This window comes from Streptomyces sp. OR43, from assembly GCF_008042275.1.
Lineage (GTDB): Bacteria > Actinomycetota > Actinomycetes > Streptomycetales > Streptomycetaceae > Streptomyces.
Genome location: NZ_RDBK01000043.1, coordinates 1,670,507 through 1,686,060, shown reverse-complemented (window position 1 = coordinate 1,686,060; position 15,554 = coordinate 1,670,507). Strand labels below are relative to the sequence as shown.

The window sequence follows — 15,554 nt, the reverse complement described above, 5'->3', positions numbered from 1 at the left end:
CTCCGCGAACGGAGTGCACCGGCCGTCACGATGCGGTGGGTGAGGGAAGTGAGGAAAAGCCTTCATGGGGCGTCGGCTTGTACCGCTCACGCTGGACAACCTGCCTGATCTCCCCCAGCGCTGCCGCTCGTGTGTCTTCTGGGAGCTCGATCCGGTCAGGGGAGACGCTGCGGTCAAGGGCGGCAGAGCCGAACAGGAGAAGGAGTCCTGGATCTCCGCCGTTCTGCTGGAGTGGGGGTCCTGTGGCCGCGTCGTCTACGTGGACGACGTTCCGGCCGGCTTCGTCCTCTACGCTCCGCCCGCCTACGTGCCGCGAGCAACGGCCTTTCCGACGAGCCCTGTCTCCCCCGACGCCGTCCAGCTGATGACTGCCCTGATCCTGCCGGGATATCAAGGTCAGGGACTGGGCCGAGTCATGGTGCAGACGGTGGCCAAGGACCTGATCCGCCGGGGATTCAAGGCGATTGAGGCCTTCGGGGACGCTCGCTGGAAGGAACCCGCCTGTGTGCTGCCCGCGGATCATCTGCTGGCCGTGGGCTTCAAGACCGTACGGCCCCACCCGGCGCACCCGCGGTTGAGACTGGAGCTGCGCACGACGTTGTCGTGGAAGGAAGACGTGGAGATGGCTCTGGACCGGTTGCTGGGGGCTGTGCAGAAGGAGCCCGCACTCCGGCCTCTGTGAGCAGGAATGCGAAACGGGCCCACCCCCTGAGGGATGGGCCCGTTTCACGTGAAACAGCGGGACCGCTGTCCGGCTCTATCGGCCTTATTCGGCGATGAAGCCTTCGAGGTCGCGGAGGATCGCGGCCTTCGGCTTGGCACCGACGATGGTCTTGGCGACCTCGCCACCCTGGTAGACGTTCAGCGTCGGGATGGACATGACGCCGTACTTGGCAGCGGTGGCCGGGTTCTCGTCGATGTTGAGCTTGACGATCTCGATCTCGCCGTGCTCGGCGGCGATCGCCTCCAGGGAGGGGGCGATCTGACGGCACGGGCCGCACCAGGCAGCCCAGAAGTCCACCAGCACGGGCTTGTCGCTCTTCAGGACGACCTCGTCGAAGGTGTCGTCGGTCACGTTCTTCAGGGCGCCGGCCACGGCGGCCTCCTTAACTTCGCGGGGTGTGGGGTGAGGCGTGAATCAGACGGTGGCTGCGGCGGCCTTTTCGTCGTCGGCGAGCGCGGCCAGGAAGCGCTCGGCGTCGAGGGCGGCGGAGCAGCCAGTGCCGGCAGCGGTGATGGCCTGCCGGTAGGTGTGGTCGACGACATCGCCGGCGCCGAAGACACCAGTGAGGTTGGTGCGCGTCGAGGGAGCGGCGACCTTGAGGTAGCCCTCGTCGTCGAGGTCGAGCTGGCCCTTGAAGAGTTCCGTGCGCGGGTCGTGTCCGACGGCGATGAACAGGCCCGTCACGGGGAGCTCGGAGGTCTCGCCGGTCTTCGTGTTGCGCAAGGTCAGACCGGACAGCTTCTGCTCGCCGTGGACACCGGCGACCTCGCTGTCCCAGGCGAACTTGATCTTCGGGTCGGCGAACGCGCGATCCTGCATGGCCTTGGAGGCACGCAGGGAGTCACGGCGGTGGACGATGGTGACCGACTTGGCGAAGCGGGAGAGGAATGTCGCCTCTTCCATCGCGGTGTCACCGCCGCCGACCACGGCGATGTCCTGGTCCTTGAAGAAGAAGCCGTCGCAGGTCGCGCACCAGGAGACGCCGCGTCCGGAGAGGGCGTCCTCGTTGGGCAGACCGAGCTTGCGGTGCTGCGAACCGGTGGTGACGATGACGGCCTTGGCGCGGTGCACCGTGCCGGCGGTGTCGGTGACCGTCTTGATGTCACCCGTGAGGTCCACGGAGATCACGTCGTCCGGGATGAGCTCGGCACCGAAACGCTCGGCCTGTGCGCGCATGTTGTCCATGAGCTCCGGGCCCATGATCCCGTCCTGGAAACCGGGGAAGTTCTCCACGTCGGTGGTGTTCATCAACGCGCCACCGGCGGTGACGGCGCCCTCGAACACCAGCGGCTTCAGCGAGGCACGCGCGGTGTACAGGGCGGCTGTGTAGCCCGCGGGGCCGGAGCCGATGATGATCACATTACGCACGTCGCTCACGGGTTTCTTCCTCGTCTCTGCAGACTGCCTACTGTCCACGCCTACTGGGGTCGGTTCAACGACTCTCACCCCACCCAACGGATCCTACGGGGGATGCATTCCCGACGTGCCGGGGCGGCAGCAGGCGTGATTCTCAGGGGCGTGCGTAGACGTGCGTCAGCAGGAGCTGCCCCTTGGCCGCAGGCTTGGCATCGACACATGCCGCGTCGATGACGTAAGCCTGAACCCTGGCGGAGTCGGTGGGGTGCGGCAGGACAACGAGGAAGGCGTCGGAACCTTCGTAGGTGCCCCGCTCGATGGCGAGGGCGGCGGTGTTCCGGCCGGTGCCCTGAGCGATGCAAGGGGGGACGGTCACGGAAGGAGCGCGGAGTGGCGTTTGGGGTGATGCGGATGTGGGCGACGTGGATTTCGCCGAAGACTTCGTATCGGCGGAAGGATCCTGCTTCTCGCCGCTGGATTCCTGCGGGCCGACCGAGTCCGCGCCGGAGCCCAGCAGGCTGTGTACCCGTTCTTCCAGTGTGGACTGCGAGAACGCCTGTGACCCGTCCCTGGAAGCGCTGACGCCCTGGTCGGCCGACTTGAGACCGGCCGAACTGCCGGACGAGGTGACGTTCTGCAGAAGCAGGACGCTCACGCTGACGACAGCGGCGCCGAGTGCCGCCCCGAGCACTGCGTTTCGGCGCCGTCGGCGGACAGTGCGGCGGCCGGGGCCAGTGGCGGCGCGTGAGCGCCCTGCGGGGCGGTCCCCGAGCTCCTTCGTAGTGACGGTGGGGTCTGTTTCACGTGAAACATCTGCCGTGGAGGACGGCGCCTCGAAGGGAGCGCGCTCTCGTGCTTCGTCCGCTAGGGCGGCGTCTATGCGGTCCGCGACATCGGCGGGCATGGGTGCCGCGGCGGGCAAGGTGCCCAGGAGCCCACGGATTTCCTCCAGCGAAGACAGGACATCGGAGCAGATTCCACAGCCGGCCAGATGCCCTCGGACATCCTCGGCACGGGACGGAGGGAGCAGGTCCTCGGTGAGGTCGGAGATCTCCGAGACGTCCGGGTGCCGGGTCGCGTCGGTCGTTGATGTCATGTGCGTCCACCTCCGCCCTTCGCTGCCGCTGGATCACTCGTGTCCGCGTCCCTTGGTCCTGCCGCCGGTGGGACGGATGCCCTCGGCGTCCGGTTCCCTTCCGTTCCCGGCCCCTCTTCCGTCCCTGGTCGCTCACCGTCGCCGGTCCCGCTGCGGAGATGGGTGAGCTGAGGGGCCAGCCTGGCGCGTCCCCGTGCACAGCGGCTCTTCACGGTGCCGACCGGCACATCGAGGATGCGGGCCGCTTCCGCCACCGGGTACCCCTGCATATCGACGAGGACGAGGGCGGCGCGTTGTTCGGCAGGGAGTGTGGCCAGGGCCGCGAACAGCTCGCGCTGAAGGTCCTGGCGCTCGGCAGGGGCCTCGGCGGACTCGTGGGGCTCCATGAGCTGGTCGAGCCGCTCCGCGTCGTCGACCGGGGCGGTCTTCCGGGAAGAGGCCTTCCGGACCCGGTCGAGGCAGGCGTTGACCGTGATCCGGTGCAGCCAGGTGGTGACGGCGGACTGGCCGCGGAAGGTGTGGGCGGCGCGGAAGGCGGAGATCAGTGCGTCCTGCACGGCATCGGCCGCTTCCTCGCGGTCGCCCAGCGTCCGCAACGCCACGGCCCACAGCCGGTCGCGATGACGTCCTACGAGCTCACCGAAGGCGTCGGGGTCGCCGGCTACATGGCGAGCGAGGAGGTCTGAGTCGCTGAGTGATCCGGACGGCTCGGCGGCCACCTCCCCCTCCCTCCCTCTCTGAATCAAGGTCCGTCTGTCTATCACGGTTCAGGTCGGGAGGGGGAGGGCCGATCAGCCGAGAACGGAGATCTCCGAGATTCCTCCGCGATATCCACTGCCGGTGTCGTCCTGCGGAAGCTCCGTGATGTGGATCAGGACGTAGCGGGTGCGCACCGGCTCGGCGAGGGTCTCCTTGAGGCTGCTTCCCGCCGTTCCCAGCTGAGTGAGGCGCTGAGAGAAGTCGGAGAGGGACGAAGGCCCGGAGGCGTTCTCCTCGGCCGCCAGGACCTCAGCCTTCTGCCCGCTGCGGTACATGGTGATGTCGATCCCCGAGACGTCCTGCACGCTGCCGAGATCGACGACGATCCCGCTGCCGTCCTTTCGGGGCGCGAGGTTGCCGAAATTCGGGTAGCCCTTGTACTGCGGAGTGATCCAGGACGTGCCCGGCTTGCCGTCGACGGTGTTCGGAGCCTCGTCCTGGCTGATCCCCGACCCGCTGGGTGTGAACTCCGTGGCGTCGGAGATCTTCAAGGGCACGGGAGTCCGGGGTTTCGGCTTGTCACCGTTCTCCGGGTTGGTCTGCGTGGTCCCCGGGTCCTCCGCGCCCTTGTCGCGGTTCAGGAGCGTCTCCGCCAGCTGCCAGCTGCCGAGGCCCAGCGCGGCGATGAGCAGCGCGGACACGGCCCACTTGAGGGCCTTACCGGTGCGGCTCTGGAGGGGGGCGGGAGGCACGACGACGGGCTGGGTGACGACACCGTTGCCGGGGCCGGCCGGGCGCCCGTACGTGCCCTGCTGGTACGTGGTCCGCTGGTACTCCGGCGGGGCGGTGAACGTGGGCTCGGGCGGGCGGATCCGCGGCATCGCCGCGACGGCCTTGGCGAGCTCGTCCGGGGTGGTGCACGGCTGCTCCTGGCGGGAGGCCGTGGCTCCGTCGTTGGCGAGCGCCCGCATGGCGATCTCGGAGAGGCCGCGGTGGACTCCGGCCCTCACCTGGTCGGGTGCGATCAGCCCGACGCCCTTGGGAAGCCCGGTGAGGCCGTAGGCGTCGCTCTCGTAGGGCCAGCGCCGGGTCAGCGCCGCGTACAGCAGGGCCCCGATCGCCTCGGTATCGGCGCGCTGGGGGCCATCGGAGGTGATCCCCCTCAGTGCGGCGTTCACCGCGAGGCCGCGGATGCGGTACTGGCCGGAGGAACTGCGCAGCACTGCCCCGGGCGTGAGCCTCAGATGGGCCAGGCCCTCGCGGTGTGCGGCGGCCATGGCCTGGGAGAGCTGGCTGACGAGCTGGTAGGCGTCGTGCGCGTCCATTGGGCCCGCGCCCAGGAGGGCGGTCAGCTCGGTGGCGTCCGGAAGCCACTCATGGACGACGTAGACGAGATCGTTCTCCTCCACGGCGTCGAGGACCTGCACGAAGCGGGGATCGCCGAGAAGGGCGGATGAACGGGCCGCAGCCAGCACGGAGCGGGCCCGTGGATGGTCGGCGGGCAGGAGGTGCACTCCCACCGCACGGCGCAGTTTCTCGTCGACAGCGCGCCAGCTGCTGAACCCGTCCAGACGGGTGACGCACTCCTCGAGCCGGTAGCGCCCGGCAAGCTTGTGACCGCTGTGCAGATCAGGGGTCGGCACGGTGGTTCCGGAGCCGTTCGGCTCGGTCTCCGCGTCCTGAGGGCTTGTACCCGTTGAATCCTGAGCTTCTGCCGTACCGTCGCTCGTGGCCTCGTCCGCCTTCGCGGCCAGCGGCTTGTCGCCACTGTTGTCGGCCACGTCGACGGCAGCCGTGCTACGTTCCGCCACCGTCGTTCCTGCCTCCCCATCCGTTGGGCGATGCCAGCCAGCCCCGCACAGTCACGCCAATTGTGCCCACACTCCGGCACCATGCACGACACGCGGGAACCGACGATGGTTGTGCGGGCCGGTGATCCTCAGCGACCGAGCCTTCCCCTGATCATGCCGACCATGCCGTTGATCTCTTCGATCCGCATCCGCTTGGCCGCGACGACGAAGACTCCCAGCAGCACGATCCCGCCGCAGAGCAGGGCCAGGAGCGAGCCCGAGGCGCCATCGCCGAGCACGTGGAGAAGACCGAAACCCACCACGCCGGCGATCACTGCCGCAGGGATCGCCGCGAGGCACAGCCGGGCGTAGGTACGCAGGACGTGCGCGCCGTCCAGGTCCCCGCCCAGGCGGTTGCGGAGCCGGCGCCACGCGATGCCGACGCCGACGGCGTAGGCCAGCCCGTAGGAGGCGGCCATGCCGACCACGGCCCAGTGGGCGGGCAGCACGACGTAGCAGACGGCCGATGCGGCCGCGTTGACGAGGGCGACGATGACGGTGTTGTAGAAGGGCGTCCGGGTGTCCTCGTACGCGTAGAACCCGCGCAGCACCACGTACTGCACGGAGTAGGGAATCAGGCCGAGGCCGAAGGCCATCAGGATGAATCCCATGGAGCGGGCGGCCTCGGGGCCGCTGGAGGCGTAGAGCAGGGTGCACATCGGCACACCCAGGGCGAGGAAGCCGAAGGCGACCGGCACGATGGCCACCGCCGAGTTGCGCAGGCCCTGCGAGATGTCGTCGCGGACCGCGCCCGGGTCGTTGTCGTGGGCGGCACGGGAGATGCGCGGCAGCAGCGCGGCCATGACCGACACGGTGATGATCGCCTGCGGCATGCCCCAGATCAGCTGAGCGTTGGAGTAGGCGAGGAAGCCCGCCCCGTTCTGGCCGGACGCCTTGCCCGCAGAGGTCGCGAGCTGGGTGACGACCAGCACACCGGCCTGGTTGGCAAGGACGAACAGGACCGTCCACTTGGCCAGCTTGACCGTCTTGCCGAGCCCGTGGCCCCTCCAGTCGAAGCGCGGACGGAAGCGGAATCCGGCCTCGCGCAGATACGGGATCATGGCCAGGGCCTGGACGACGAGGCCGAGCAGCGTGCCGATGCCCAGCAGCCGGACGCCCTCCGCCGGAATCGTCGTGACACCCATCTGGGACTCGTGCGACGTGCCGTACACCCAGATGAACAGGCCGAACGTGACGATCATGACGATGTTGTTGAGGACCGGGGTCCACATCATCGCGCCGAACTTCCCGCGGGCGTTGAGGATCTGCCCCATGACGACGTGCACACCCATGAAGAAGATGGTGGGCAGGCAGTACCGGGCGAACGTGGTGGCCACGTTGTTGGCCGCGGGATCGCCGGCGATCGTCGAGGACATCAGGCGGATGAGGAAGGGCGCCGCGAAGACGGCTACGGCGACGATCAGCGCGAGCGCGACCATCACCAGGGTCAGCAGCCGGTTGGCATAGGCCTCGCCGCCGTCCTCGTCGTCCTTCATCGAGCGCACGAGCTGCGGGACGAAGACGGAGTTGAGGCCGCCGCCCACGGTGAGGATGTAGATCATCGTCGGCAACGTGTACGCGATGGTGAAGCTGTCGCCGAGCAGGGCGGCGCCGAGCGCGGCGGTGATCACCAGGCTGCGGACGAAGCCGGTGAGCCGTGAGACGAGGGTGCCGGCGGCCATGACCGCGCTGGACTTCAGCAGGCTGGACGCCCGTCCGCCGCCCGACTTCTGAGGCGCGGGCGCGGGGACCGGCTCGGGCCGTTCCGGGGCCGGGGTCCCTGCCGGGCCCTCCTGGTCCCGGAAGAGGTGCGCGAAAGCGTCCGGCTCCTCGCGGCTCGTCGATGCCTGGGTGACGAGATCGTCGATGCCCACGAACTGGGTGGTCGCGGCGTCGTCGCCGTACGGCAGGTGGCGCGACGGGCCGTCCGGCTCGGGGGGCGGTGTCTGCGCCCAGATCCGCGGATCGGGCGGGTACTGGGCGGCCGGCGGCTGCTGGTAGAGCGGCTGTGGCTGCTGGTAGGTCCCGGGGGGCGGCGGCGGATGCGCGGCGCGGTCGTACAGCGCCTCGCTCACCGGGTCCTGGGCGGAGAGGTCCTGGGACCGGTAGGGGTCGTAGTCATACGCGTCCTGCAGATACGGGTCCGGGGCCGGGGGTACCTGCTCCGGACCCGTGGGCACCGGTGGCCCCCCGGGATACCCGGCTCCGCCCGTACCCTGACCGCGGTCACCGTCGTACGGCGCGTTCATCGAAACCCCACCTCATCGTCCCCGGCCGACCGGCCACGACAGACATCGCTCAACGGTCCACTTTCTCACCCGTGCCGGACGGCTCCGTGCTTTCGGGACCGGTGTCCGGCGTCGGGTCACTCGGCTGCTCGGGTTCACTGCCGTCGTCGCCCGCCGCGCCGCCCGCGTTGGCACGCTTGCGATGTGCATACATCCGGATGCCGGCGAGGACCAGGAGCAGGAGGCCACCGGCGATCACGAGCAGCACGGTGGGGGTGAGCTCGGACACCTTCACGGTGAACGCCATCTCAGCGCCGTACGGCCTGCCGTCATCCGTGTAGAGCTGCGCGGTCATCTGTACCTGACCGTTGATGTTGGCCGCGGCATCGAACTTCACGGACTGGCTGTGGCCGGCGCCGATCCGGATCGGCTGCTCCGCCACGGCGCCGCCGTCGTTCAGCTCAAGGCGCGTCGCGTTCTCCGACTTCAGCCGGAGCACCAGATGATCGACGTCCTGGAGCAGCCTGTTCTGCACGGTCACGGGAATCGTGGCGCTGCGGCCGGACAGGGTGACGTCCGACTTCGAGATGAGCTGGACCTCGTTGATGAGGCCCTGGAGGTAGGTGCGCACCGAGTCCCGGTACTGCTGGGCCTTCAGGGGCTTGCCCCGCCACGACGTCGACATGGACCGGTTGACGGCGTTACCGAAGGGGGTCACCACCCGCTCGGGCTGGGTGAGGATGACCTGGAAGTTGTCGAGGGAGGCCTGGGTGGACTTGATGTCCTGGAAGGCCTGGGTGGGCAGCTCCTGGCTGCGCAGCTTCTTCGGGTACTGCGATGTCCGGGGGACCGTGGTGGTCGCCTTGGCGTCGGGCTTCGCCGCCGCCGCCTCGATCAGGGTCTGGGACTCGGTCCAGCGTCCGTCGTCGAGGGCGTGAAGCGCGCCGGCCATCGACTGGGCCTGGGCGATGGTCGGCATCCGCTGGGGAGCCACGACGATGCTTCTGTCCTTGTCCGTGTCCTGCTCGGACAGGGCCAGCGTGAGGGCCAGGAACTTCTGTACGGCGAGTGTGGAGTCCCCGGCCTTCGCCATGTCGCCCTGGAAGGCAGTGGAGAGCCGGGCGTCGGACACCACCGCGGTGGTGCCGCCGCCGATGGGCCGCGCGGCGCTCGGCGTGTACAACAGGCCGGCGGTCTCCTGGAGGCTGTCGCTGCGGGCGATCACGTTGTGGGCACCCGTCGAGGTGGCGACATCCACGATGGAAGGATCGATCGCACCGTCGACGGGCCAGGCGAAGTCGGTCGACGGCTTCAGGTGGAGGATCGTCTCCACCGTCACGCCGGCGACCTCGCTCGCCGTCTGGAGGTGGCTGAGCGTGCCCGACACGTTCTTGCCGCGGTGCGCGATGGAAGCCAGATCGGGGTCCCCGAAGGGCAGCGCGACGACCTTGCCGTCGGCCACGGCAGCCTCCAGCGAGCTGAGCCACTTCTTGGCCACTGCCTGGTTCGTCCCGGCGACCGTGGTGTCACCCGACTTGACGCGATAGCTCTTGGTCATGGCGTCGACGCTGGCAAGCAGATCAGGGTCGATGACCCAGGTCACGGGCAGCTGGCTGCCGAGCGACACCATCCGTTCGAGGCGGCCGCCCGGTGCGATCTCGGCGGCCAGATCGTCATCGGCGAACACCGGGGTCTGCTGCTCGTCGGAGCCGGTCTCCGCGGTGAGATGTGCCGACGCGATCAGCGGCCACAGGTAGCTGATGCCGGTCTTGGAGTCACTGTCCTTGTTCTGCCAGGGCAGGAACGTCCGCTTGATGCCGAGCACGTGGTCGTACTGAGCGCCCGCCGTCTGACCCGACAACGAGACGCCCAGCTGGTAGACCCCGTCGTCGCCGAGGTCCAGTTTGTTGACCGGTACGGACAGCGTGAAGTCCTGGCTGATGCCCGAAGGAAGCTTGGCGATCTTGACGGTGTACTTGTCGCCGACCGGGTAGGGATCCACCCCGGGGACGTACCCCGTGCGCTGAGCGGCCGCGTCGACCGAGGTCCTGCCGTAGAGCCGTGGGCCCACGCGCAGATCGACCTGGGCGTCGGTGATGGCTTCCTTGCCCTTGTTGACCAGGGTGCCGGAGACGGTGAGCGTGTCCCCCTTCACCGGGGCGCTCGGTGTCAGGGTGTCCAGGGATACCGAGACGGTGCTGGAGCCCGTGGGTGCCTTGCTCGTCCCGCCGGCCTGCGCCTGTGGAGCGGCAGCCCCGGCGAGCAGAGCGGCAACGAGCGGGGCCCCGGCGAGCACGGCGGCTGTGCGCCGCAGCCACCGACGGGCAGGAGAGGGACTCGTCCCCTGGTTGTCTGCCGCCTCGGCCACGCGTATCCGTCCCTCGTCGTCGTCAGCTGCTGTCGATCATTGTCTCCGTCGCTGCGTCCCCGCATGGTAACGATCTGCGCCGCGGTCAAGTGCCAGGGAGTGGGTCACACGAAGGGGAGCGTCTCGCGGGGTGAACGGAAACCATGACGCCCGGGCCGGTCCGGGCACGTACCCTTTTCTGTTGTGCCGAACGCCAATGAAGACAACTCCAGCGCCCTGACCCAGGTGCAGCTCCGCGCAGTCAGCGAACTGCTGCGGGTGTCCCCGGTCGCCGACGATCTCGCCCGCCGATTCCAGGATGCCGGATTCGGTCTCGCCCTGGTCGGCGGGTCGGTCCGGGACGCGCTCCTCGGCAGGCTGGGGAACGACCTGGACTTCACGACCGACGCACGCCCCGAGGACGTGCTGAAGATCGTCAGGCCCTGGGCGGACTCGGTGTGGGAGGTCGGGATCGCCTTCGGCACGGTGGGCGCGCAGAAGGACGGCTACCAGATCGAAGTCACCACATACCGGTCCGAGGCGTACGACAGGACTTCACGGAAACCCGAGGTCTCCTACGGCGACTCCATCGAGCAGGACCTCGTCCGCCGTGATTTCACGGTGAACGCGATGGCCGTCGCGCTGCCACAGAAGGAGTTCGTCGACCCGTACGGTGGCCTCGATGACCTGGCGGAGCGCGTGCTGCGTACCCCGGGAACGCCTGAGGATTCCTTCTCCGACGACCCGCTGCGCATGCTCCGCGCCGCGCGCTTCGCTGCGCAGCTCGACTTCGAGGTGGCTCCCGACGTCGTCGCCGCGATGACGGAGATGGCGGGCCGGATCGAGATCGTCTCTGCCGAGAGGGTCCGGGAGGAGCTCAACAAGCTGCTGCTCTCCTCGCACCCTCGTAAAGGGCTCGCGCTCCTCGTCGACACGGGACTGGCTGACCGGGTCCTTCCCGAGCTCCCCGCGCTCCGGCTGGAACGTGACGAGCATCACCGCCACAAGGATGTCTACGAGCACTCCCTGACCGTCCTGGAGCAGGCGATCGACCTGGAGGAGGACGGGCCGGATCTCGTTCTGCGTCTCGCCGCTCTCCTCCATGACATCGGCAAGCCGCGGACCCGGCGGTTCGAGAAGGACGGGCGCGTCTCGTTCCACCACCACGAAGTGGTCGGCGCCAAGATGGTCAAGAAGCGCATGACCGATCTCAAGTACTCCAACGACATGGTCAAGGACGTTGCCAAGCTGGTGGAGCTGCACCTGCGCTTCCACGGGTACGGCGACGGGGAATGGACCGACTCGGCTGTCCGCCGCTATGTGCGCGATGCCGGGCCTTTGCTGGAGCGGCTGCACAAGCTGACCCGCTCGGACTGCACCACGCGCAACAAGCGCAAGGCCAGTGCTCTCTCGCGGACCTATGACGGGCTCGAGGAGCGCATTGCTCAGTTGCAGGACCAGGAGGAGCTGGACTCGATCCGGCCGGACCTGGACGGCAACGAGATCATGAAGATCCTTGACGTCGGACCTGGGCCGGTCATCGGCAAGGCGTATGCGTTCCTGCTTGAACTGCGTCTGGAGAACGGGCCGATGGAGCACGACACGGCAGTGGCAGAGCTGAAGAAGTGGTGGGCGGCACAGAGCTGAGGTCGCGAAGACCCGCCCGGCCTACGGTGCCGGCTGGTCATGTTTCACGTGAAACATGACCAGCAGTAGATGCACCAGCAGTAGATACATCCGAGGGCGCTGTTTCACGTGAAACAGCGCCCTCGGATGTATCAGTGTCCTCGGTTGTATCAGCGCCCTCGGACGGTCCTGCTCCATCGCCACAGCATCGCGGCCACGAGGGCGTAGAGCAGAGCGACCCCGATCACCACCGTTGCCGATCTCCCGTCTGCGGGCAGGAGGAGCGCGGAGGCTGCGGCGGCGGCCACGAAGGCCACGTTGAACAGCACGTCATAGAGCGAGAAGACTCTGCCGCGGAACGAGTCGTCCACCGCCGTCTGCACCACGGTGTCCGTCGCGATCTTCGCTCCCTGGGTGACCAGACCGAGGACGAACGCTGCGACGAGCATCGGGGCGGGCCTGAACCAGAGCCCCAGGGCCGGCTCAAGGACAGCGGCCGCGGCAGCACACACCATCATCCAGCGGAACCTTCCCAGCCGGCCGGCGGCCCACGGAGTCAGCACGGCCGCTGCGAAGAAGCCCGCACCGGATACCCCGACGGCGAGACCGAGCAGGGCCAGCCCGTCGGAGTCGTTGTCGGTCCAGGCGTACCGGCACAGCATCAGGACCATGACCGTGAGTGCCCCGTAACAGAAGCGGATCACCGTCATGGCGGCCAGGGCCCGAGCGGCGTTCCTTCGTTCTGCCAGATGGTGCAATCCGCGGCGCAGACCGCGTGCGGTGGTGGTCAGCGCCGCACGCAGGCGAAGGTGGCTTTCGCTCCGGTCCGGACCCAGCAGGCCGGAGGCGAGACTCAGGGATGCCAGTGCCGAGGCGAGATACAGCCCGGCGCCCAGGAGTACCACCGCGGCGTCGGAGTCCGAGAGGACCAGACGGACGGCGAAGGCGAGACCGCCGCCCGCCGTGGCGGCGAGGGTGCCCGCAGTCGGCGACAGCGAGTTGGCCAGCACCAGCAGGTCCCGGTCGACGACGCGTGGCAGCGCGGCGGAGAGCCCGGCCAGGACGAAGCGGTTGACCGCGGTCACACAGAGCGCCGAGGCGTAGAAGAGCCAGTCAGGGGCTGAGCCGAGGATCAGGAGGGCCGTACAGCAGGCGAGTGCGGCGCGCAGCAGATTGCCGTACAGGAAGACCTGCCTGCGTGGCCAACGGTCCAGCAGCACACCGGCGAAGGGGCCGATGAGCGAGTAGGGCAGCAGGAGTACGGCCATCGCGGAGGCGATCGCACCGGCGGAGGCCTGCTTCTCCGGGGAGAAGACGACATGTGCGGCGAGGGCGACCTGGTAGACGCCGTCGGCGGACTGGGACAGGATCCGCACGGCCAGCAGGCGGCGGAAGTTCCGAAGGCGCAGGAGTACGCGCAGGTCACGCACGACGGGCATGGGAGCAAGGGTCACACACGTTGAGGGTCCCCGGGCGGATTGCCCGGGGACCCTCAATGGTGCGTGAGTCAAGGAGCGTTGCCGCTCCTCACTGCTCCGCGCCGATGCACCGTGTCAGGTGACGTTACTGGGAGACCTCACCGCGGATGAACTTCTCGACGTTCTCGCGGGCCTCGTCGTCGAAGTACTGAACCGGCGGGGACTTCATGAAGTACGAGGACGCGGAGAGGATCGGGCCGCCGATGCCGCGGTCCTTGGCGATCTTCGCAGCGCGGACGGCGTCGATGATGACACCGGCCGAGTTCGGGGAGTCCCAGACCTCGAGCTTGTACTCCAGGTTCAGCGGAACGTCACCGAACGCGCGGCCCTCAAGACGCACGTACGCCCACTTGCGGTCGTCCAGCCAGGCCACGTAGTCCGAGGGACCGATGTGGACGTTGTCCGCACCGAGCTCGCGGTCGCGGATCTGCGAGGTCACGGCCTGCGTCTTCGAGATCTTCTTGGACTCCAGGCGCTCACGCTCGAGCATGTTCTTGAAGTCCATGTTGCCGCCGACGTTCAGCTGCATCGTGCGGTCCAGGACGACGCCCCGGTCCTCGAACAGCTTCGCCATCACGCGGTGCGTGATGGTGGCGCCGACCTGCGACTTGATGTCGTCGCCGACGATCGGGACACCGGCCTCGGTGAACTTGTCCGCCCACTCCTTGGTGCCGGCGATGAAGACCGGGAGAGCGTTGACGAACGCGACCTTGGCGTCGATGGCGCACTGCGCGTAGAACTTCGCAGCGACCTCGGAACCGACCGGCAGGTAGCAGACGAGGACGTCGACCTTGCGGTCCTTGAGGATCTGGACGATGTCGACCGGGGCCTCGGCCGACTCCTCGATGGTCTCGCGGTAGTACTTGCCCAGGCCGTCGTGGGTGTGGCCACGCTGGACCGTCACGCCGGCGTTCGGCACGTCGCAGAGCTTGATGGTGTTGTTCTCGCTGGCGCCGATGGCGTCCGAGAGGTCGAGGCCGACCTTCTTCGCGTCGACGTCGAAGGCGGCGACGAACTCGACGTCGCTGACGTGGTACTCGCCGAACTGGACGTGCATCAGACCGGGCACCTTGCCGGCCGGATCGGCGTCCTTGTAGTACTCGACGCCCTGGACCAGCGAGGCGGCGCAGTTGCCCACGCCGACGATGGCTACGCGAACCGAACCCATTCCGGTTGCTCCCTGTGTGTAATGGATGTTCCTGATGAGGCCCCCGCGGATCTGCGGGGAGCTCACTTGGCGGTGTCGCCGGACGGATCCGGCGGGTTGTTACCCCGCCGGGGCAGGCCGTCCGGCTCTCCTGCGGTGTTCTGCTGAGCTGAGCCCTCGGGCGAGGATCGTCGCTGATCCCGTCCCGACCGCTCGCTCTCGATGAGCTCGTTCAGCCAGCGCACTTCGCGCTCCACGGACTCCATGCCGTGTCGCTGAAGCTCAAGTGTGTAGTCGTCGAGGCGCTCGCGGGTGCGGGCCAGAGAGGCGCTCATCTTCTCCAGGCGCTCCTCCAGCCGGCTGCGACGGCCTTCCAGCACCCGCATCCGCACCTCGTGCTCCGTCTGACCGAAGAAGGCGAAACGAGCAGCGAAGTGCTCGTCCTCCCAGGAGTCGGGGCCCGTGTGCGAGAGCAGTTCCTCGAAGTGCTCCTTACCTTCTGCCGTCAACCGGTAGACGATCTTGGCGCGGCGCCCTGCCAGTGAGGAGGCGGGGGCGACCGCACGGCCGGCGCCGGGCGGAAGGTCTGCCGGAACATTTCCCGGTTCCTCGATCAACCAGCCGTTGGCGACCAGCGTCTTGAGGCAGGGGTAAAGGGTTCCGTAGCTGAAGGCACGGAAGATCCCCAATGACGTGTTGAGGCGCTTGCGCAGCTCGTAACCGTGCATCGGGGACTCGCGGAGCAGTCCGAGGACGGCGAACTCGAGGATGCCTGAGCGTCTGCTCAACCTCGCCTCCTCCTTCTCCGAGTGCTCTCACGTGCCGTGTGCCGAGCCGATGTGCCGAGTCGATGTACCGAGCTGATGTATCGACTCGATACATCAGCACGATAGATCGGAGTCGGGGCTGCGACAAGGGGGGCCTTAGTGAGCGGCGTCACATCGCTAATTCGTAGCAACCGACTTGCGTAATTTGGGGTGAAGTTCGGCCCCAGGAGGGTTTT

The 15,554-nt window shown here is 68.1% G+C and carries 12 protein-coding genes; 2 read left to right on the top strand and 10 right to left on the bottom strand.

Features of this window, described 5'->3' with window-relative positions:
* Positions 1 to 64 precede the first annotated feature (64 nt).
* A complete protein-coding gene (locus EAO72_RS26195; RefSeq protein WP_148019652.1) occupies positions 65 to 682 on the top strand; it encodes a GNAT family N-acetyltransferase in 618 nt (205 codons plus the stop codon).
* 84 nt (positions 683 to 766) lie between these two features.
* Here the strand turns inward: EAO72_RS26195 and trxA are convergent, their stop codons facing one another.
* From trxA to EAO72_RS26160, 7 genes are all read right to left on the bottom strand, one after another.
* The gene (gene trxA / locus EAO72_RS26190) at positions 767 to 1,096 is read right to left on the bottom strand and encodes a thioredoxin (protein WP_148019651.1); all 330 of its coding nucleotides are present in this window, start codon (positions 1,094 to 1,096) and stop codon (positions 767 to 769) included.
* Between the two features lie 42 nt (positions 1,097 to 1,138).
* Positions 1,139 to 2,101 (bottom strand): thioredoxin-disulfide reductase, encoded by a 963-nt coding sequence (trxB, locus tag EAO72_RS26185; protein WP_148019650.1) that lies wholly within the window; start codon positions 2,099 to 2,101, stop codon positions 1,139 to 1,141.
* Positions 2,102 to 2,234: 133 nt separating this feature from the next.
* The gene (locus EAO72_RS43850) at positions 2,235 to 2,456 is read right to left on the bottom strand and encodes a hypothetical protein (RefSeq protein ID WP_315986314.1); all 222 of its coding nucleotides are present in this window, start codon (positions 2,454 to 2,456) and stop codon (positions 2,235 to 2,237) included.
* Between the two features lie 716 nt (positions 2,457 to 3,172).
* Positions 3,173 to 3,895 (bottom strand): RNA polymerase sigma factor SigM, encoded by a 723-nt coding sequence (sigM, locus tag EAO72_RS26175; protein WP_148019648.1) that lies wholly within the window; start codon positions 3,893 to 3,895, stop codon positions 3,173 to 3,175.
* A gap of 72 nt (positions 3,896 to 3,967) precedes the next feature.
* Positions 3,968 to 5,686: a protein kinase family protein gene (locus EAO72_RS26170; protein ID WP_148019647.1), complete on the bottom strand. Its 1,719-nt coding sequence runs from the start codon at positions 5,684 to 5,686 to the stop codon at positions 3,968 to 3,970.
* Positions 5,687 to 5,814: 128 nt separating this feature from the next.
* Positions 5,815 to 7,974: a murein biosynthesis integral membrane protein MurJ gene (gene murJ / locus EAO72_RS26165; RefSeq protein WP_148019646.1), complete on the bottom strand. Its 2,160-nt coding sequence runs from the start codon at positions 7,972 to 7,974 to the stop codon at positions 5,815 to 5,817.
* Positions 7,975 to 8,023: 49 nt separating this feature from the next.
* The gene (locus tag EAO72_RS26160) at positions 8,024 to 10,321 is read right to left on the bottom strand and encodes a DUF6049 family protein (RefSeq protein WP_187285217.1); all 2,298 of its coding nucleotides are present in this window, start codon (positions 10,319 to 10,321) and stop codon (positions 8,024 to 8,026) included.
* 183 nt (positions 10,322 to 10,504) lie between these two features.
* Between EAO72_RS26160 and EAO72_RS26155 the strand changes: the two genes are divergently transcribed.
* Entirely contained in the window at positions 10,505 to 11,947 is a 1,443-nt protein-coding gene (locus EAO72_RS26155) for a CCA tRNA nucleotidyltransferase (protein ID WP_148019645.1), read from the top strand.
* Between the two features lie 149 nt (positions 11,948 to 12,096).
* Here the strand turns inward: EAO72_RS26155 and EAO72_RS26150 are convergent, their stop codons facing one another.
* The 3 genes from EAO72_RS26150 to EAO72_RS26140 all read right to left on the bottom strand — a co-directional run bounded on the left by EAO72_RS26150 (position 12,097) and on the right by EAO72_RS26140 (position 15,339).
* Positions 12,097 to 13,365, bottom strand: a complete 1,269-nt coding sequence (locus EAO72_RS26150) for an MFS transporter (RefSeq protein WP_148019644.1) — start codon at positions 13,363 to 13,365, stop codon at positions 12,097 to 12,099.
* Positions 13,366 to 13,489: 124 nt separating this feature from the next.
* The gene (locus EAO72_RS26145; protein WP_148019643.1) at positions 13,490 to 14,572 is read right to left on the bottom strand and encodes an inositol-3-phosphate synthase; all 1,083 of its coding nucleotides are present in this window, start codon (positions 14,570 to 14,572) and stop codon (positions 13,490 to 13,492) included.
* Between the two features lie 62 nt (positions 14,573 to 14,634).
* Positions 14,635 to 15,339, bottom strand: a complete 705-nt coding sequence (locus tag EAO72_RS26140) for a PadR family transcriptional regulator (RefSeq protein ID WP_148019642.1) — start codon at positions 15,337 to 15,339, stop codon at positions 14,635 to 14,637.
* Positions 15,340 to 15,554: the final 215 nt, after the last annotated feature.